This window comes from Wolbachia endosymbiont of Aedes albopictus (assembly GCF_024804185.1).
Taxonomy (GTDB): domain Bacteria; phylum Pseudomonadota; class Alphaproteobacteria; order Rickettsiales; family Anaplasmataceae; genus Wolbachia; species Wolbachia pipientis_B.
In genome coordinates this window covers 268,703-289,692 of record NZ_CP101657.1, presented here as the reverse complement: position 1 = coordinate 289,692, position 20,990 = coordinate 268,703, and the positions used below count along the sequence as shown (strand labels likewise).

General features: G+C 36.5%; 15 protein-coding genes. 8 read left to right on the top strand and 7 right to left on the bottom strand.

The features are described 5' to 3' along the window. Positions 1 to 29: 29 nt before the first annotated feature. Positions 30 to 173 carry a hypothetical protein gene (locus NHG98_RS01420; RefSeq protein WP_259245472.1) on the top strand — a complete coding sequence of 48 codons (144 nt, stop codon included), beginning with the start codon at positions 30 to 32 and terminating at the stop codon, positions 171 to 173. Positions 174 to 185: 12 nt separating this feature from the next. Here NHG98_RS01420 and NHG98_RS01415 read toward each other — a convergent pair whose 3' ends face one another. Both NHG98_RS01415 and rpmG read right to left on the bottom strand, forming a co-directional pair. Further along, complete coding sequence (locus NHG98_RS01415) at positions 186 to 461, bottom strand: helix-turn-helix domain-containing protein (protein ID WP_096616492.1); 276 nt, start codon at positions 459 to 461, stop codon at positions 186 to 188. A 25-nt stretch (positions 462 to 486) separates the two neighbouring features. After that, positions 487 to 687 (bottom strand): 50S ribosomal protein L33, encoded by a 201-nt coding sequence (gene rpmG, locus NHG98_RS01410; protein WP_096616490.1) that lies wholly within the window; start codon positions 685 to 687, stop codon positions 487 to 489. A gap of 149 nt (positions 688 to 836) precedes the next feature. Between rpmG and NHG98_RS01405 the strand changes: the two genes are divergently transcribed. From NHG98_RS01405 to NHG98_RS01385, 5 genes are all read left to right on the top strand, one after another. Next, on the top strand, positions 837 to 2,600 hold the full coding sequence (locus NHG98_RS01405; RefSeq protein WP_096676781.1) for an Rne/Rng family ribonuclease: 1,764 nt from the start codon (positions 837 to 839) through the stop codon (positions 2,598 to 2,600). An 86-nt stretch (positions 2,601 to 2,686) separates the two neighbouring features. After that, the gene (gene dnaK, locus NHG98_RS01400) at positions 2,687 to 4,603 is read left to right on the top strand and encodes a molecular chaperone DnaK (RefSeq protein ID WP_096616486.1); all 1,917 of its coding nucleotides are present in this window, start codon (positions 2,687 to 2,689) and stop codon (positions 4,601 to 4,603) included. An 88-nt stretch (positions 4,604 to 4,691) separates the two neighbouring features. Then, positions 4,692 to 4,976, top strand: coding sequence for a BolA family protein (locus tag NHG98_RS01395; protein ID WP_096616510.1), 285 nt, complete (start codon positions 4,692 to 4,694; stop codon positions 4,974 to 4,976). A 7-nt stretch (positions 4,977 to 4,983) separates the two neighbouring features. Continuing rightward, on the top strand, positions 4,984 to 6,225 hold the full coding sequence (gene metC / locus NHG98_RS01390) for a cystathionine beta-lyase (protein WP_096616484.1): 1,242 nt from the start codon (positions 4,984 to 4,986) through the stop codon (positions 6,223 to 6,225). After that, on the top strand, positions 6,200 to 7,768 hold the full coding sequence (locus NHG98_RS01385; RefSeq protein WP_096616482.1) for a Mur ligase family protein: 1,569 nt from the start codon (positions 6,200 to 6,202) through the stop codon (positions 7,766 to 7,768). Before metC ends, NHG98_RS01385 begins: the two co-directional genes overlap by 26 nt. Here the strand turns inward: NHG98_RS01385 and NHG98_RS01380 are convergent. From NHG98_RS01380 to NHG98_RS01365, 4 genes are all read right to left on the bottom strand, one after another. Next, positions 7,750 to 8,484: a ComF family protein gene (locus tag NHG98_RS01380; RefSeq protein WP_096616480.1), complete on the bottom strand. Its 735-nt coding sequence runs from the start codon at positions 8,482 to 8,484 to the stop codon at positions 7,750 to 7,752. The genes NHG98_RS01385 and NHG98_RS01380 overlap by 19 nt on opposite strands. 588 nt (positions 8,485 to 9,072) lie before the next feature. Then, positions 9,073 to 11,868: an excinuclease ABC subunit UvrA gene (gene uvrA, locus NHG98_RS01375; RefSeq protein WP_096616478.1), complete on the bottom strand. Its 2,796-nt coding sequence runs from the start codon at positions 11,866 to 11,868 to the stop codon at positions 9,073 to 9,075. Positions 11,869 to 12,260: 392 nt separating this feature from the next. After that, positions 12,261 to 12,401: a hypothetical protein gene (locus NHG98_RS01370; protein WP_259245470.1), complete on the bottom strand. Its 141-nt coding sequence runs from the start codon at positions 12,399 to 12,401 to the stop codon at positions 12,261 to 12,263. A gap of 50 nt (positions 12,402 to 12,451) precedes the next feature. Next, on the bottom strand, positions 12,452 to 12,964 hold the full coding sequence (locus NHG98_RS01365) for a hypothetical protein (protein WP_096616475.1): 513 nt from the start codon (positions 12,962 to 12,964) through the stop codon (positions 12,452 to 12,454). A gap of 211 nt (positions 12,965 to 13,175) precedes the next feature. On the opposite strand from NHG98_RS01365, the gene NHG98_RS01360 reads away from it, so the two are divergent. Then, the gene (locus tag NHG98_RS01360; RefSeq protein ID WP_096616473.1) at positions 13,176 to 13,577 is read left to right on the top strand and encodes a hypothetical protein; all 402 of its coding nucleotides are present in this window, start codon (positions 13,176 to 13,178) and stop codon (positions 13,575 to 13,577) included. A 102-nt stretch (positions 13,578 to 13,679) separates the two neighbouring features. Here the strand turns inward: NHG98_RS01360 and NHG98_RS01355 are convergent, their stop codons facing one another. After that, on the bottom strand, positions 13,680 to 16,898 hold the full coding sequence (locus NHG98_RS01355; RefSeq protein WP_096616470.1) for an AIR synthase-related protein: 3,219 nt from the start codon (positions 16,896 to 16,898) through the stop codon (positions 13,680 to 13,682). A gap of 108 nt (positions 16,899 to 17,006) precedes the next feature. Here NHG98_RS01355 and NHG98_RS01350 point away from each other — a divergent pair, with 108 nt between their 5' ends. After that, the gene (locus NHG98_RS01350) at positions 17,007 to 19,865 is read left to right on the top strand and encodes a WPE palindromic element domain-containing protein (protein ID WP_259245567.1); all 2,859 of its coding nucleotides are present in this window, start codon (positions 17,007 to 17,009) and stop codon (positions 19,863 to 19,865) included. Positions 19,866 to 20,990 lie beyond the last annotated feature (1,125 nt).

The following is a 20,990-nucleotide window of genomic DNA, read 5'->3' as shown; positions in this document are numbered from 1 at the left end:
TGCTGGCCTGATAACCGTCATCCTGCTACTTGTTAGCGGGATCTAGAGATACCGCGAATGAATCGCGGTATGACGGTTCGCGGCTGCATGACGATAAGGTTTATACCTTGTCATCCCAGTGCTTGACACCGGGATTGATTTATCTTGTCTACCTTATTTTGCCACTCCGCTGAACGGATACCATATTATGCAGGTTTAGAATTATGCTTTATTCTTACGTTTATGTCTTGATTCAATGCAACCAATAAATTAAGCAAGTATTCTAAGGAGAACCCTTCGACTTTTGATCTATTGATTTGAGATACTTTAGGTTGATCAATCTTTAGAGCGTTTGCTGCTTTTTTCTGTGTTTTGTACTTCTTACCTATTAATTGTGCAATGACCTTTATTAATTTCAGTTTTGTATCTTTTACATCCCCCAACTCTACTATTATAGGATAACTTAATTGTAAATTTTGCATAATAATAAAATTCCTTATAAAAAAACTACTTTAATTTTTCTTCTTTAAATAATACGTGCCTTCTGACTACTGGGTCATACTTTCTAAACTCCAGTTTTCTGGTGAGCTTTTTTGGATTACGCTTTTTTACATAAAAATAGCCAGTTGATTTTTCTTCACCAGCTTTTGTTATCTTGATTGCAGTGCTGACTAACTTAACGAGCAAAGAAGCATTTTTTTTCGCCATACTTATAATGATATAATAAATTCTATGCGAGTTTATTACGCAAAACACTAAAAGTCAACCGAATAATGCAGATCGTAAAATTCTTGACAATCAACAGTGCATTAAGTAGTATGAAATTAACTTCAGAATGAAAAGCAAACGGTAAATAAGTGGCAAATAGTGGCAAAAGGTTATTATTGATAGAAAATTCTGCCTGTTTTAATGAGGTAAGAGTTGCCTTATCAGTTAATAATAAGGTTGTAGAATTTGAACAAGAATTCAAGGAAAAAAAACAATTAAGAGGTAATATATACGTTGCTTATGTAAAGCGTATAGAGCCTTCTTTGCAAGCTGTATTTATTGAATATGGAAAAAACAAGCAAGGTTTTTTATCTTTTTCCGAGATATCTCTAGATTACTTCAATATTCTAGAAAAAGAAAAGGAAACTATCTTTGAGGGCTACTCAAATGACGATTGTACAGAAGAAGCCCCAGCAAATGTTTCTTCAGATTCTGCAGCTAGTAAGAATGTTAACGAGTCAGGTAGTGGTTTTGTAAGAGAGGTACCTTTATATAAAAAATACAAATTACAAGATGTTATTTCAGTAAATCAAAAAGTATTGGTTCAGCTAACTAAAGAGGAACGAGGCAATAAAGGAGCTTCATTTACAACATACATAACTTTAGTGGGTAGATACTGTGTTTTCATGCCAAATTCCATAAGTAAAGGTGGAGTGTCTCGTAGAATTGAAGATGCTAATGTCAGAAAGCAGTTAAAGGATATACTGAGTTCAATAAGCTTACCAAAAAGATCAGGTTTAATAATAAGAACTGTTGGTTCAGGAAAAAATAAGAAAGAAATTGAGCAGGATTACAATTACTTATCCTCATTATGGCAGAGCATTCAAAAAAATGCCTTCTCTGTAAATGCTCCATCATTAATTTACAATGAAGCAGATGTAATTATGAGATCTGTTCGTGATTTTTGTAGTGATGGTATAGAAGTTATAGTGTCTGGAAAGGAAGCTTTTGAAGCAGTTAGGCAATATGCTAACAATGCACTAAAAGGTGGTAAGTTGCGCTATAGATTGTATAGAGGTTGTGTTCCTATCTTTACCTACTACGGAATAGAAGACCAAATTTCTGAGTTATATAGCAATAGAGTAGAATTGCCATCTGGTGGGTCTTTGATAATAACTTTAACTGAGGCGTTTGTTTCAATAGACGTAAATTCAGGAAAGATGACAGGAGAAGATAGTATAGAAGAAACAGCTTATAGAACCAACATGGAAGCAGTACCTGAAATATCAAGACAGGTAAATCTTAGAGGCCTATCAGGATTAATAGTAGTCGATTTTATTGATATGTTGAAATATCAGTATTGCAGAGCTGTTGAGTCTGCTATAAGGCAAGCGTTTAAAGATGATAAAGCTAAGGTTCAATTTAGCTACATAAATGACTTTGGTTTAATGGTATTTTCAAGACAAAGAATTAAATCAAATATACAAGAAATTAATACTACAGAGTGTTTACACTGCAAAGGTACTGGAAGAGTAAAATCAAACGAAGTAATTGTTGCATCGATACTAAGGGACTTACAACATATTGCTAATAAGAATCGAAATAAGTCTTTTGATTTAGTAGCGCACAGTGCAGTTATAGCGCACATTTTTAATAACAAACGCAATACAGTTTCTACAATCGAAAAAGAGTTTAATATTACATTGAACGTTAATGTTGATAACAGTTTAGATGTAAACACATTTGTTTTAAAACAAGGAGATGATGTTAATTTAAACGATTATAAGCCATTACAGAACTCTGGATACCAAATTGGTGATAGCAGCAATGAAGAAGTTGATAATTCAAATAAACTACGAAGCAATTTTTGGCTGACTAAGTGGCTTTCGCGCCTTTTAAGTTCTAATAACTAATTAGAAACCTAAATTGGGCTTGTAATTAATGAGTCCTATACTTATATATTCTTGTATCAGATAACATTTACAATGGGGTACTCATTATGGCAAGAGCAATAGGTATAGATCTCGGGACAACAAATTCTTGTGTTGCAATAATGCAGGGCAAAGATACAAAGGTAATAGAAAATAAAGAAGGGGCAAGAACTACTCCGTCTATAGTCGCATTCACTTCATCAGGAGAAAAATTGATTGGTGCTCCAGCAAAAAGGCAAGCAACCACCAATGCAAGTAATACCTTTTTTGCTACTAAGAGATTAATAGGCCGCCAATACGGTGATTCTGAAATGAAAAATCTAAACGTGCCGTATAAAGTGTTTGCAGCAAAAAATGGTGATGCATGGGTTAAAACCACTGATAATAAAGAATACTCCCCTAGTCAAATTGGTGCATTTATACTACAAAACATGAAAGAGGCAGCAGAAGCTTATCTTGGAGAGGAAGTAAAAGATGCTGTGATAACAGTGCCAGCATACTTCAACGACTCTCAACGTCAAGCAACAAAAGATGCAGGAAAAATCGCCGGATTAAATGTACTCAGAATAGTAAATGAACCGACTGCCGCAGCGCTCGCTTATGGTCTTGATAAGAAACATGGGCACACAATAGTGGTGTATGACCTTGGTGGTGGTACATTTGATGTCTCAATACTTGAAATAGGTGAAGGGGTTTTTGAAGTAAAGGCTACAAATGGTGACACTCATCTTGGAGGTGAAGACTTTGATAACGCAATAGTGAGTTATTTACTAGATGAATTCAAGAAAAATAATGGCGTTGATTTGAAAAATGATCCAATGGCTATGCAAAGAATCAAAGAAGCTGCTGAAAAAGCGAAAATTGAATTATCAAGTGCAATGGAAACGGAAATAAATCTACCGTTTATTACAGCTGATGCAAGTGGTCCAAAACACTTAAATATGAAATTAACGAGAGCAAAACTTGAAAGCTTAGTGAATGGTTTAATCGAAAGAACTATGGCTCCTTGTAAAAAAGCTCTTGAAGATGCTGGTTTGTCTGCTAGTCAAATTGGCGAAGTAGTTCTCGTTGGTGGCATGACTCGTATGCCAAAAGTCATAGAGAAAGTTAAAGAATTCTTTGGCAAAGATCCACATAGAGGAGTAAATCCTGATGAAGTTGTAGCAATTGGAGCTGCAATACAGGCGGGGATCATTCAAGGTGATGTAAGAAATGTGTTACTACTTGATGTGACTCCACTTTCTCTTGGTATTGAAACTCTAGGAGGAGTATTTACTCCACTTATTGAACGTAATACTACTATTCCCACTAAAAAATCTCAGGTGTTTTCAACTGCAGAAGATAACCAAACAGCCGTTACAATTAAGGTACATCAAGGTGAAAGAAAATTGGCAGTTGACAACAAGTTACTTGGTCAGTTTAGTTTGGAAGGGATACCTCCTGCTCCTCGTGGAGTTCCTCAGATCGAAGTAACATTTGACATAGATGCAAATGGAATAGCACACGTTTCTGCAAAAGATAAAGCTACTGGAAAAGAGCAAAAAATAAGCATTCAATCTTCAGGTGGGTTATCTGATGATGAAATAAATCGCATGGTGAAAGAAGCTGAAGAAAAAGCACAAGAAGATGAGAAGCGCAAAAAGTTTATTGAGGTGAAAAACCAAGCAGATAGCTTAGTCCATTCTACAGAAAAGTCTCTGACAGAGTATGGTGATAAAGTTTCACCAGAAGATAGATCTGCTATTGAAAATGCAGTTAACGAATTAAAAGAAGTTAGTAAATCTGATAACATTGATGACGCTGATTCAATACAGCAGAAAGTCACTAATCTTTCTCAATTATCTATGAAACTTGGAGAAGCTATGTATCAAGCACCTCAGCAGCAACAAAGTGATAGTTCTGCTGATTCATCCACAACAAATGAGGGAGAAAAAGTAGTAGATTCTGATTATCAAGACATAGATAATAAAGAAGAGAATAAGTAATTGTATATTGTTATATCACTTTTCCTGTCACTACAGTATCAGCTACTTGGATGACAAGAGGAGCGTATTGTTGCTTAAAGAAACCATTATGGATATTATTAAAACAATAGAAGAAAAAATACGCGATTCGATAGATGTAATTGATATCAACATTATCGATGAATCAGTAAAGCATGCTGATCATTATTTTGCTTCATCTTCAACATTACCTTCGCACATTGAATTAATATTAATATCTGACGGCTTTATTGGAATGAGCATTCTAAAAAGACATAAGTTGATTTATGAGTTATTGAAGGGTGAGATAGAGCTAATACATGCAATTTCTCTTCACTTGTATACGCAAAACGAGTACAATTTAAAAAATAAATAATAAAAATGTGAAGGAAGAGTCTATATTAGTTAAAGCAGGAAGAAAATTTAATGACTATAAAGGTTCTATGAATCCGCCAGTTTATCATTCTTCTACCATATTATTTCCTACTTACAAGGACTACTTAAATGCAGCAAATGGAGAAAGTATATACGATGTAATCAACGATGGTGTTGCAAGGGATTATAGCTACAGTAATGTTGGTACTCCTACTGTTCATTATCTTTCAAATGCACTTGCTGAAATTGAAGGGAGTGGACAAGCGCTTATTTATCCTTCCGGACTATTTGCACTTACTTTTGCTATTTTGACTTTCACTAAAGCGGGTTCGCATGTTTTAATACAAGATAATAGTTATTACCGACTTAAGAGATTTGCAGAAAATGAGCTACCAAAAAGAGGAATAGAAGTAACTTTTTATGATCCAACACAGGATATAACTGATTTAATTCAGAGTAATACTTCATTGATAATGATCGAGACTCCTGGTTCTGTAGCGTTTGAGATTTCAAATGTAGAGCATATAGTAAAAGTTGCTAAAGGACGTGGAATCGTAACCATTTGCGACAATTCATGGGCCACTCCTTTGTTATTTAAGCCGCTTGATTATGGAATTGATGTTGCGCTATATGCGGTGACAAAGTATCTAGCCGGTCACTCAGACTTATTGATGGGGGCTATTATTGCTGAAGGTGAAATTTTTAAATTGCTTTATGAGAGCTATAAAAATTATGGAGTAACCATTCAATCGCACGACTGCTACCTTGCACACAGGGGACTAAGAACACTGCACACACGTATGAAAAGGCACCAGAATACAGCAATGGAAGTGGCAAAGTGGCTAGAAAAACATTCAAAAATCAAAAAAGTTTTGTATCCAGCACTTCCCTCCCATCCTCAACACGAATTATGGAAAAGTTACTTCAAAGGAGCAAGCGGCACATTCAGTGTAGCACTAGATAGAGAATATTCATGTGAAGAACTAAGCTGCATAGTTGATCATATGAAAGTTTTTAGTATTGGTGCTTCTTGGGGAGGGTGCGATAGTTTAATATTACCAATAGATCGTAGATCTATGTCAAGATCTGTAATGAATTCAGATTATGGTGGAAGTTTTATACGGATATTTTGTGGACTGGAAGATCCTGAAGATTTAATCTCTGATTTAAATGCTGCACTAGCAAGGTTGCCATGTTTGAACACTAAAACTGGCAGAGTAAAACATGAAACTGAGAGAATTACTGCATAACATTATTGATGTTAACTTTGACGTTGAAATCAAGGGCGTTACATGTAATCCCAAGAGAGTCAAGGAAGGTTATCTTTTCGTTTGTGTATCTGCTCAGCGCATGACGCTGGAATCTAGAAAACCAGCACGTGTCCAGATTCTTCTTACTGGATCGCAGTATCACGCACACGACTGTGTAGACGTTGTCATACAAGGAACCAAAAAAGATGTCATCCCAGTGCTTGACTACTTGGATCCAGAAAATTTAATTGCAAATGAACACACTAAGCAATTGCATAATAAAAACTGGATTCCAGTGTCAGCTACTTGCATGACAAATACTCCGAGTTTTGCAGTGCTTGACCACCCCAACCCTCAAGAAATATACAGCAAAATAGTCAGCAGGTTTTATCGATTCAAACAGCCCAAGTATGTTGCTGCTGTAACGGGTACGAATGGTAAAACTTCAGTAGTAGAATTTTGCCGTCAGATCTGGCAGAATGCTGGCTATAATGCTGCCTCTATTGGAACACTTGGAACATGCATCAATAATGGTAGAAAAGGTAATAGCAACAGTCTTACAACTCCAGATGCGGATGACCTTTACGCAACATTACGTGATGTAAGTAATAAAAACGTAGAGCACTTAGCATTGGAGGCTTCAAGTCATGGGATTGATCAATACAGAATCCATGGATTAAAGTTGAGTGCTGCAGCTTTTACTAATTTCTCGCAAGATCATTTAGATTACCATAAAAATCTTGGTGAATATTTAGAAACTAAAAAAAGGTTGTTTTACGAGGTATTACCAGAAGGAAAAACAGCGATTTTAAATGCAGTTATAGATGAATACGGCGCATTGCTTAAAATAGCTGAAAAACGCAGCAACAAAGTTATCACCTATGGGAAAAAAGGCTCTGATATTACTTTGTTAAAGCAAACACCAGCACCAAACGGTCAACATCTTGCAATTAAAATTGGCGATGAAATTTATGACATGTTTTTTCCGGTTCTGGGGCAATTCCAAGCATATAATCTGTTGTGTGCAATGGGTATAGTTACCTCGTCTGGACTGAATTACAGGGAAATATGCGTAGAAAAACTCGTTTCTCCACCAGGAAGAATGGAAAAAGTGAAACCTTTTGCATTTGTGGATTACGCTCATACTCCAAGTGCGCTTAAACAAGCCCTATTGTCTTTAAAATGGCACTTCAATAAAAAAATAATTCTAGTTTTTGGTTGTGGTGGCAATCGTGATCAAACAAAACGCGCAGAAATGGGTAAAGTAGCACAAATGTATGCAGACAGAGTGATAATCACGGATGACAATCCGCGTGATGAGAATCCTGCAGAAATTCGTCGTGGTATTTTACTACATTGCCCTGATGCGCTAGAGATAGAAGATAGAAGAGAAGCTATAGAGAAAGGAGTAGATATTGCCTATAACGAGGGTATGATTCTGCTAGTTGCAGGAAAGGGGCACGAAAGATTTCAAATCATAGGGAATCAAACCTTTGAGTTTAGTGATGTTGAGGTTATTAAAAATCACGTTTTAACATGCTGATTTTCACAATCATTCACCGTTCTTGCAAGCGATAGCACTCTCACTTCTTTTGCACCGGAGTTTAAAATTTCTTGAGAGCAAGATCTTACAGTTGCTCCGGTTGTTACAACATCATCAACTAATATCACGATTTTATTTTTGATAATTTCTTTGTTGCTTCTTTTAAAAGCCTTCTTTAAGTTTTTTTCACGCTGTTTAAGTGAAAGACCAGCTTGAGGTGCAGTATGGCGAAGACGTTTTATTGCAAATGGTGTATAGGATAAATTGGACAACTTACTCAACTCTTTTGCAAGCAATGCTGCTTGATTATATTTACGTTTAAACAAGCGCATTTTATGTAACGGTATAGGAATTATGACTTCTGCGTTCTGAAACGTATCCTGATTAGCTTGGTATATCCACTTTGCATAGATTTTTACGTAATTCAAATTATCAAAAAATTTGAAATTTATAATCATGTTTTTACTATGTTGATCATAAGCAAAAACTGATCTTAATACTTTAAACGGTGGAGGATTGATGATGCACTTACCACACGTATGAATATTGTCTGAGATTACTACGCCACAAACATTGCAGTAATGCTTAGTTAGAAAATTGATTTTTTTGTTGCATTCACTACACAGATTAAGATTTTCATCAATGATATATTCGCAACTTACGCATACGTTCGGAAATATAAGATTTGTAGCTTTTTTTAGTAAGAGAAAGTTCACAACTCATGAATTAATTAAATATATTATAAGATAATTTATATAGTATAGCTAAAGTAACTTGTGCTTACACTCTTTCACTTTTTATTTCATCTCAATGTAATTCAAACTGAGCCACTGCTGAGTGCTGTAGCTAGTGCAAGTCAGGTTTTCCTACGTCATACCGCCGCGGTATCTCTAGATCCCGCTAACAAGCAGCGGGATGACGGTTTATCAAATCGTCGGTAAACCTAAGTCACTTTAGTTATAGTATCAAACATAAAGGTGACAATATTATGCTGGCTGCTAAAATAGCACCAAGTGCACACAATGAATACACTTTCTCTGCCCTGTAACCCACGTTTATCATTGTTTTTATAATACTTGTTATAATCGTCTTTACTTCCAGCTCCACAAATTACATCTTTCACAGGGCCTAATACATTATCAACATAATGTACAGACTTATAGAAACTATTTTCTGGAACTAGTGTGCAATCTTCTGCTCTCTTAGCAGGTACAACTCCATATTCAACGTACCTTCTAAAGTATCGATATTCTTATCTCCAAATCATAAATATGCAACCTAGCCTAATATAATTAAGAAATAGTTTATAATAAATATGTTTTAAGATGCCTGCCTGTAACACTTTCTGGAATTTTTGCCACTTCTTCTGGAGTTCCAGTAGCAATCACTTCTCCGCCTTTTATTCCTCCCTCTGGTCCGATATCTATTATATAATCTGCAGTTTTGATAACATGCAAATTATGCTCGATAACTATAACAGTGTTTCCCAGATCGACTAATCTATGAAGTATTTTTAGTAAGTTATTTATATCTTCAAAGTGTAATCCAGTTGTTGGCTCATCAAGAATATACAATGTTCTTCCGGTAAATCGTTTTGATAGCTCTTTAGACAGCTTTATTCGTTGTGCTTCACCCCCAGACAACGTTGTTGACGACTGCCCGAGTTTTATATAGCCAAGCCCCACTTCCTGCAAAGAAATCAACTTTTCTTTTACCATTGGAAGGTTTTCAAAAAAATCACAAGCCTGATCTATCGTCATATCAAGCACATCAGAGATTGATTTTCCTTTATAAGTAACTTCCAATGTTTCACGATTATACCTTCGCCCTTTACACTGCTCACACTTCACATAAACGTCCGGTAGAAAATGCATCTCTATCTTTAAGTGCCCATCACCTTTACAAGCCTCACACCTTCCCCCTCTGGTATTAAATGAAAATCGACCTATATTATATCCCCTTGCTTTTGACTCCGAAAGACCTGCAAACCAATTTCTTATATGAGTAAACATACCGACATATGTTGCTGGATTTGACGAAGGAGTTCTACCAATTGGCGATTGATCAACTTCTATAACTTTATCTATATATTCAAGGCCTTCTATTCTATCACACCGACCATACCGTGCAGACGAATGATGTATCTTATGTGCTGAATATTTATATAACGTTTCTATGACTAAACTTGATTTTCCCCCTCCTGATATTCCAGTAACACAAATAAGATTCCCTATAGGAAATTTAACGTTCACATTTTTTAAGTTATTTTCACATGCATTTATTACTTTTATGAACTGAGTTGCTTGCTTTCTTCTCCTTGGAATTAAAATTTTTTTCTCTCTACTCAAATATTGCCCTGTTATGCTCCCTGAATTTCTTTGCACCTGGTCTGGTGTTCCTTCTGCAACAACTTTTCCACCATTTACGCCAGCTCCAGGACCAATATCAATTGCATAATCAGCAGCCATTATTGTATCTTCATCATGCTCAACAACGATTACAGTGTTACCCATGTCTCTCAAGTTTTTCAGTGTAGCAATTAACCGATCATTATCGCATTGATGAAGGCCTATCGAGGGTTCATCAAGCACATACAGCACTCCTGTTAAACCAGAGCCAATTTGCGAAGCAAGTCTAATCCTCTGGCTCTCACCGCCAGAGAGAGTGCTAGATTCTCGATCGAGCGTTAGGTAATTCAACCCTACATTCTTTAAAAATGTTAGCCTCTTGATTATTTCACTTAGTATTTTATTTGAGATTTGCTTCTGTTGTTCTGTTAGCTTGTCTGGCAAATTTTCAAACCACTTAAGGGATTTATCGATGCTGAGCCCTGATATTTCACCTATATGGTTGCTATCAATTTTTACTGTAAGTGCTTCTTTTTTCAATCTATAGCCAGTGCATTCCTTACAGTGAGTGACAGAGCAATATCGTTCGACAAGTGTTTCATCATAATCCATCTGACGTTCTAGGATACTGACCAAACCTTGAAATTTATCGGAGCCAAAGAGTATCATATCTTTTATTTCTTGATCTATGTTCTTCCATGGAATATCAAGGCTAAATTTGTAGTTTTCAGCCAGTGATAGAATTGCATTTTTTAGAAATCCATAACTTGTGTACATTTGACGTGCTGTTTGCCCTACTGGCTTTAAAGCACCTTCAGATATTGAGAGCGTTTCATCTGGCACTATCAGCTTTACATCAATAGCCAGCTTTTTACCAAGCCCATTACACGAACAACATGCACCGTAAGGGCTGTTAAAAGAAAATAATCTTGGTTCTATTTCCTCAAGAGAGAAACCAGACTCGGGGCATGCAAAATTCTCTGAAAAAGTCAGAATTTGACCATTATTATACTCAGAATTATGGTTGTCAGGTAGGTTCACTACTTCTACATACATTAGACCATTACCAAGTTTTAGTGCGGATTCTATACTACTTGGCAGTCGATTTCCTATATCGTCCAATATTGATATTCTATCTGCAACCACAAAAACGTCGTGTTTCTTGTTCTTATCGAGTTTAGGCAAATCATCTACATTGTACACTTCACCATCTATTTTTAGCCTTACATAACCTTGCTTTTTAATTTCCAATATCTCTTTGAGATGTTCTCCCTTTCTACCACGCACAACAGGAGCAAGTATATATATTTTAGTTTCTAAAGGTAACGCAATTATAGTATCTACAATTTGAGATACAGTTTGCTTTGTTATCGGTAATCCAGTTACAGGTGAATAAGGAACTCCTATTCGTGCATACACTAAGCGCAAGTAATCGTAAATTTCGGTAACAGTTCCAACCGTCGACCTTGGGTTTTTTGAAATTGATTTCTGATTAATGGATATTGCAGGAGAGAGACCTGTAATCGACTCAACATCTGGTTTATCCTGAATGTTGAGAAATTGACGCGCGTAAGCTGATAGGCTTTCAACATACCGGCGTTGGCCTTCTGCATAAATCGTATCAAACGCAAGACTAGATTTACCAGAACCACTTAGCCCAGTTATAACAACTAGCTTATTTTTCGGTATATTGACATCTACACCTTGCAGATTATGTTCCCTTGCACCCTTAACTCTTATAAAATCGTCCATATTATACTATATAACGTATTTTAGCCATTATAGCCTTAAAACACATGAATTTACAGTGATATATTGATTTTTTCAACTGTTACAGAAAATTAGGCAGTGTTTGATAAATCGTCATTCCGCTACTTATTAGCGGCTGAGATACCGCGACGGTATGACGGTTAAGTAGACCAGTGTCCCCCATGATGTCATCCCAGTGTCAAACACACAACTGTACGAACGTTGTAGTTTGGGCCACCAGTGCCCAGACACTGGTTCTATACAACTTAATTAAAAACGTTTGTTTTAGCGTAAGACAACTACCTTTAGCTCATCAGCTCAGTTATAAGTAAAATTTCTGGATTCCAGACTGAAATGACACCATTTGCTGTCTTCAAAAATGAATGTTCGTACAGCTATGTGTCAAGCACTGGGATGACACCATTCTTTTTTCTGGATTCCAGACTGGAATGACACCTCCCTGATAGGCTCAAATCATAATGTTTGTACAGTTGTGGGTTTAGGCTACCTATAAATTCTAAACTGTTGTTACGCACCAAATACATCCCCAAGACCCAAAGTCAGTTTAGCTATATCAGAAAACAGGTTATGTGGAAATCTTAAAATACTTCTTGTTCGCCAAGCAAAATAAATACATTCCTACAAACAAGCAGATGCTCAATACTGACGCATAAGAAAACTTAAAAATTAAATCTCTAATATATATTGATAAGCATTTACCTACAGAAAATTTGTATAGTAATCCAACACATACAACAGCACTATCAACCACTGATGCTATAATTAAAGTAATGAAATTTGCCGTATAAAAATTCAACTTGGACTTCAATTTTTCAAAAATAATTATGCTTGAGAGAAGAGAGACTAAAATTGCAGTATATGAAATCAATATCATCAAATTAAAAATTTGCCATTTAAAAACATAACATAGCGCTGTACACACTATTAAGCTGTACGTAGCTTTGCTTTTGCCATAAAATTCAACCATTGAATTTATAACTAAAGCAGCTCCCACAAATAGGGCAGCACATATCATTAATTTATTTGAAGTGTTGAGTAAAGAAAGACTGATAAACAGGAGTATCGATAAAATAGACATAATCAAATTTAATAATATATATTTATTTTAAGTAAATATTGCACGTAGTGAAAGAGTTATTTAGCATAATAAGAAAAATATTTTATATTAGCATGCTACGATAACTATTTTCTCAATCTTTTATCTACTTTTGTAATGTTCTTAATGCTTAAGAAAATTTTTATTATATTCATGTTGAATATTATTTTATTCAAAGTACAAAGAGGAATCTATGAACTATAAGATACAGTTAAAAAAAGTAACCGATTACGAAGTTCATGAACATCAAGGTTATAAACACTATAGGATAACTTCAAAGAAAAATTTAGATCCTGATTCTCATGAAAGAAATTACTATGTAGGCATTAGTCCAGAAGTACAGGGAATGCAGGAAGAGCCTACTGGGCTATATAATTTGCGTATTGCTAAGGATTTTAATGGATCTGGGTATATCGATTATATAGATATTAGACACTTAAATTTAGTACGAGAACCTGAGTATAACGAACAGAGTAGAACTGTAAATGCTGAATTAGAGTTTGCTCAAACAAGCGAACCTACTCAAGTTTTTTCGCATAATTATGGTGGATCCTCTTTGAAGGAATTTATTGATATCTCGATGGATTTAATATAAGCATACGCTTGATATAATAGCCTAAGTTTATTGACCATATCGTAGAAGGTTTGATTATAACTGATTCAGAAATTCTTTAATTTTTGATGCTAATCAAACCTTTTACATGTAAAAACTATAACTATAAGCCAAACTTTCTACTTTCACTTCAATAATATCCTTTATGTTTAGCACCTTTTTCTCTATTACTTTGCCAATACATGAATAAGTCGCATCTTTAAACAACGCTTCAAACCTCTGCTGATTTTGTGGTGCAATAGTAACCAAAATTCTACTTTGCGATTCAGAAAACATTATTATTTTGTTTATTCTGTCTGTATTTTGTGTTTCTCCTATTGGCACTAGTGAAAGATCGATTTCAGCACCAAGGTCTCCTGCAATTAGCGATTTTGCCAGAGCAATAATTAATCCGCCCAAGTTTGGTGCAATTGCAGAGGCAATTATGCCATCTTTTATTGACTGGTTGTAACGCTCATACAACTTCCTAGCGCTCTTTGCATCAACTTTTGGCACGTTGTTATTATCTATTCCACTATATAACTGATATTCAGATCTGCCAAGCTCATCGTGGGTTGTACCAAGCACATATATCAAGTCCCCTGGCATTTTTACATCAAGCGATACCGCATTTTCAATATTTTCTATAATTCCAATTGCTGAGATGAGTAATGAAGGTGGTGCAGAGATTATCACTTTCTCGCCATTTTCATCATATCCCTTGAAGTCATTGAACATACTGTCTTTTCCGGATATGAATGGTGTTTTAAATGCAGTTGCAAAGTCGTAACAAGCCTCTGCAGCTCTCTTTAGCTGCCATAGCCTTTCTGGATTATAAGCATCACACCAGCAAAAATTATCGAGCAACGCTAGATGATTTATATTTCCTCCTGCAGCTACGTAGTTGCGTATGGCAGTGTCAATCGCACATGCTGCCATGTGATAAGTGTCAATTTCTCCATAACTTGAGCCAAATCCTTGCGATTTTACAACACCTTTATTTGAAGAAAGAATTGGCCTTGAGACGATAGCTTCGCTGCACACTCTTCCCTTGCCTTGCAGTGGTTTCAATATTGACGATCCTTGAACCTCATGGTCATATTGCACCACTATGAACTCTTTGCTGCAAATGTTTGGTCTGCTCAGCATTTCTTTTAGTGCAAAGGTGTCATGCAAGCTGGAATCCACTTCACATTCAATTCCACTATTAGATGAGTTTTGGCGTAAAATGTTTGCAGGCTTTACCTGCTGGATCCCAGTGTCAGCTACTTGCATGACAGGAAAGGATACAGCAGACTCCTTAGACCACGGTTTCGTCTGTAAATGCACTTTGGGATTACCGTCATGCAGAAATTCAGTTTCGATGTCCATTATTACTTTCACTTCAGGACATTTAACAACAGCTTTACCACTTTCGTTAAACTCTCCAATCACACAAGCCTCCACATCATGTTTTTTCATGATTTGCTTAAACATAGGAAGATTTTCTTCTGGCACTGCTAAGGTCATTCTCTCTTGTGATTCTGATATCCATATTTCCCACGGAGCCATACCATCGTTTTTAAGGAGAACCTTGCTCAAATCAACTTCGAATCCGTCCTTCCCCATTTCACCGATGGACGATGATAGACCGCCTGCTCCATTATCCGTTATTGCATTATAAAGACCAAGATCTCTTGCTTCTACGACGGCATTGGATAATTTTTTTTGTGTTATAGGGTCACCAATTTGCACAATTGTTGAAGGGCTGTTTCCCGACAATGCCTCTGAAGAAAAAGTTGCACCGTGAATTCCGTCCCTTCCAACTCTTCCACCAATAATTACGATTTTATCGCCGTTTTTAGGCCCTTTGATGTGCGAAGGTACATTATTTATACTGCGCGGAATAATTCCTACGCTGCCAACAAAGACTAACGGCTTCCCACAAAATCTATCGTCAAAATATACCGATCCAAGTTGTGTTGGAATACCAGAGCAATTACCAGCAACATTAACACCGTGAATCACTTCTTTCATTATATATTTTGGCGGTAAGATCTCATCAGTGCGCTCTTTATCCCTATAAAATTTGCCTTTTGCTTCTTTGGCAAAGCAAAAGTAATAGGTATTCATTATAGGCTCTGCGACTTTCCCGAAACCCACTATATCACGATTAACTCCAAGCACTCCGGTCATTGCTCCACCAAATGGATCAAGAGCTGAAGGGCTATTGTGAGTTTCAACTTTATCTACGATTAAGTAATCGTCATTAAAAATTATTCCTCCGGCATTGTCGGAGAAAACTGACACGCATATGTCAGAATTTATCTCACGTGTTGCACGCTTAATATAATGAGCATATAGACCGTCTTTTATTTCATCAATAGGGGAGCAAAAAATATTGTGTTTACAATGTTCAGACCAAGTCTGTGCCAGAGACTCAAGTTCAATATCATATGGATTTCTACCGAGTTTTTTAAAGTAATCCTTTATAGCTTTCATTGCTGCGGAAGAAAGCCCTAAAGTGCCATTACCATCGATTCCATCTCTGCTGATCTTTTCAAGCTCTTGGTCACTCACATTGAGGTCAACAGATTTCGCCCCATTACTACCTGATGTCATTCCAGTGCTCTCTTCTGTCATCCCAGTGCCCTCTCTTGTCATTCCAGTGCTTGACACTGGAATCCAGTTTTCATTATACAACTGCTTGAAATTTTCTGGATCCCAGTGTCGGGGCACTGGAATGACACCAGGTGTTGTATTCAATTTACCATAATATTTCCAGCTATAGTTCTTACAGATAAGTGTGCAATACTCAGTGATAGGGTTGAATTCTTGTTTTATATCATCTTCAGTTGGCAAATTCCCTTGACTTAGAATCAATTTTGAACTTCTTGCTTTGATCTCAATTGGTGTCATTCCAGCCCTTTCGTCCGTCATCCCAGTGCCCCGACACTGGGATCTATAGATTCCAGCGTCACGCGCTGGAATGACAGAGGGGGAAATTTGCATGACAGATGGATCGATATAGCCTTTGCTTATTAAATATTCTGTAATAATTTGTTTTGCTGTGTTGCCTACATTGTCGGTCATGCCAGGTAAAAAGCTTATCTCCAAGCCCCACTTTGCTTGTGGTTCTATGAAGTTATATTGAACTTCTTCAAGGTTTTCATTGTAGGAATAATAACGGCAGTCTTGTATGACTTTATTATAAAATAGCCCACAAATTTCTTCATGTAATTTTGATGGTAATTCTTTGCTTATGTAAATCAAGTAAACATCAACTACCCTTCTGCGGCCAACTTGTTCACATTTATTTAAAACTTCTATTCTGATGTTTGCCATGTAACATTGTGAAAGACTTTAATATATCATAGCATAAGAAACTGCGAGCACATTTATATTTTAAATAATTTCTATACAATAAAAGTATTGTATTAATTGTTACTGTTAGTGGGAAGAGTTTTTACTGTTCATGTGGATGAATCCCTTTTTGATGTGCTGGTTCAGCACATATTTTCTGAATATGAAAGAGAAAAAATTCCCGAGATAAAGATCATACTTCCCTGCAAAAGGGATGTAATAGCGCTGCTGAGTGCGTTCAAGAATTATAACGCTAAAAAATGCATAATTTTGCCAGAGATAGTTTCGCTAGAGAACGTTGATGAGGAGGATTTAATATTAAATCTTGATAGAGTTAAAGTTATCAATCCAACAAAGAGGACGCTGCTACTCATTCAATTCATATTGGAATGGAATAGAAAAAATAATGATAATTTCCCAATTGATTTAGCTTATAGCCTGCCATCATTGCTTCAATCTACCCAAACAATGAATTGTTATCAATTCGATGAACATTCAAAAAAAATAGAGAATTTCATAAGCTTACTCATTGAGAGTTGGAATAAAATTTTAAAAGATTTAGGAGTAGTAGATATATTAGAACATAAGAGTGATTACATAAACAATATGATAATCTCTTTACAAAAAGACCAAAATATAATCTTTGTTGGAATTGGAAAGGATAAGTCGTTAATTAAGGCTATATATGACCTGCCGTTTGGAAAAATAATTTTGCCTAATCTGAATTTGAAAATTAAAGAGAAAGATTGGCAATCACTTGATAAAAAACATTATCAATATTGCCTGAAAGATCTGCTAGGTTATTTAAGTATAGGCAGAGAGGATGTAAGTTTTCTGCCAGAAGCGTGTTCTCCAGTGCCCAGACACTGGGATCCAGAAAACTTAACTTTAAATGAGCGCACCAGGTGGCTGTACAATAGAAACTGGATTCCAGTGTCAAGCACTGGAATGACACCATCTACTACTCAAATTACCTGCAAATTACAATGTTCGTACACTAAAAATCAGAGGGCTGGGATGACAGGAAGTCCTGAGCTAGATTATGTCTTTGATACAACTGCCAACCTGAGCAAAGTTGGTGGTAGATCAATTGGAAATATTGAAGTCATCACTTGTGATTCCAGAGAGGAAGAAGCACAAGTGACATCATTAATTATAGAGAATGAAGGTTATGAAAACGTTTCTTTGGTTGTCTTTGATAAATTACTTGCAGCTCGTATAGCATGTTTATCAAGGCAACACAGTGCTATACCGGAAAATTATCCTTATATAACGCTCCTACTTTATAGTATCGAAGTTTTGACTTCAAATTGGAACAGTGTGTCATTACTTTCGCTCCTTAAACATAGGCTAGTGACTTTTGGTTACACTCAAGAAGAGTACACTCGGATTTTATCTGAATTTGAAATAGAGATATTACGCAACTTTAGTACAAATGGCCTGAGCGATATTATAAATGCTATCAATGCCCATAAAAAGCTAAAATATAAAGAAGATATATTACTTATTATCAGTAAGTTAGAGGTTATATTCAATCCTTTACTTCGTTCTATAAATTGCTCTATTTTCGATGTGGTAGCAACTCATTTGCAGTGTATGAATATATTATCTGGTATAAATTTTTCAGAGCTAAATAGTGAAATAGGTAATTTTACCTGTAATTTCTCAAATGCATGTGAGGGTGTAGGAATTAAATGCTCCTTAGAGTTATATAGCCAAATTCTGACCTTATTTTTAGAGAAAGAGTTTTTCTCTGTAGCAAGTGACTTGAATAAATTCAGCTTATATCACAACAAAGTTGTAATACTTGCTGGATTTAATGAAGCGCCAAGCTTTCAAGGGCCGCTTTTGAATGCACTTACGAGAGAAAAATTTAACCTTCCTTCTGCGCAAGAAGAGCAGGGGTATTTTTTTTATACTTTACACAATTTGTTTTGTGCAAGTAAGGTTTATATTACAAGATCGCTAAGCCATAGAAAACCAATTCTATTGCAGCGTTTGGAAATTCTGTTTAAGGAAGGGAAACAGCCGTATCGTGATTGGCTGAGGGTATTAAATACGCCTGAATGTACTGTTCCATGTACTCAGCCTATGCCAAAACCTCAAACCGAAGTTAGAAAAGAAAAAATGCAGGTGATGTCTTGCAGTGCAATAGAAAAGCTAATCCGCAACCCTTATTCATTTTACATTGAATATATACTGGGCCTTAAAAAATTAAGAGACTTGAATTTTAAGCCATCGATGTTGGAATTTGGCACTATGGTACACAACATTCTTGCAAGATATTTACGCAACAAAAAGTCGCTGATGAGCATTGCACGAGAAATGTTCTCAACTAGTCAATTTAATTTTTCAAATATGTGGTGGATAAGACTACAGAGGGTAATTCAATCTTTTGTCGAACTTGATGAAACTCGAAGCAATTATGTTGAGTTGGAAAAGAGTTTTACCTGTCCGATATTCCATATTGGTGTCATTCCAGCGCGTGACGCTGGAATCTATATTTCTTGTGATCAGTATGAAACTGCTTGGATGACGAATAGAGATCTGATCCCACAAGAAATTTTACTGACAGCAAGATGTGATAGAGTTGAGTATCTACCAAGTGGGCAAGTGGCAATTATAGACTATAAGCTTGGTACACCACCTTCCAATGAAGAAGTAATGTCGGGATTTTTTCCGCAATTAATTTTACAAGCCTTAGCGGTAGAACATATAACAAAAAGAGAAGTCTCAGAACTTGCTTATTGGAAGCTTGATTATGATAAAATAAAAGTTGTTTCTATACAAAATTATAGATACAAAATGCAAGAATTAAAAAATGATCTGCCTGGTTTTTTATCTAATTATTTAAGTAATTCCACACCTTTTATTGCCTCTCCATATTTTGATAAATTCCTGAGATTTAACAGCTATAAACAGCTAGAAAGGGTAGGAGAGTGGTTGTAAATGGTGTCATCCGAGTAGCCCCTATGATGTCATTCCAGTCCTCCTTTCTCGTCATCCCAGTGCCCCTATGATGTCATCCCAGTGCGTGACACTGGGATCCAGCCTTTATTATTTGGTTGAAATTAAGTCTTCTGGATCCCAGTGTCACGCACTGGGATGACACCCCACTTAACCGTCATACCGCCGCGGCGCTAACAAGAGATCCCGCTGCGGGATGACGAATTGCTTAACCTTCATACCGTCATGAACCGTCATACCGCCACGAACCGTCATACCGCGACTCATTCGCGGTATCTCTTAGCCGCTAACAAGAGATCCCACTGCGGGATGACGAATTGCTTAACCTTCATACCATCATGAACCGTCATACCGCCACGAACCGTCATACCGCGACTCATTTGCGGTATCTCTTAGCCGCTAACAAGAGATCCCGCTGCGGGATGACGAATTGCTTAACCGTCATACCGCCACGAACCGTCGTTCCGCCGCAGACCGTCATACCGTGATTTATTCACGGTATCTCATCCGCTAACAAGAGATCCCGCTGCGGGATGACGAATTGCTTAACCTTCATACCGTCATGAACCGTCATACCGCCACGAACCGTCATACCGCGATTCATTCGCGGTATCTCTTAGCCGCTAACAAGAGATCCCGCTAACACGCAGCGGGATGACGAATTGCTTAACCGTCATACCGCCGCAGACCGTCATACCGCGATTCATTCGCGGTATCTCATCCGCTAACACGCAGCGGGATACTTGACCTTTACAGGGATGACGGTTGTCGTTTAGTTACAAACATTAAGAAATTTACCAAACGAAAAAAAAGGCAAAAGAAGCCACGAGTAGCGAGTTTTGACTCTATATTACTGTAAGTGGCGCTGTAATAATGTGCTAACGCTTAAAATAAGCGCGATTTGGCTGAATGTAGAAAAAATAAAAAAGACATGCAGCCGCTATAATTTTATGTAATCCGCCAATAAATACTCTGAGTTTTTTACTGAATTTTGTCATTGAGCCTGCAGGTCAAAAACAAGTTTTGAGTCATAAATACCCTTATTGTCATAATAAAGGGGCTGGCGAAGCTTGTCAAGTAAGTTTTTTCGTCTATTCCCAATGTTAT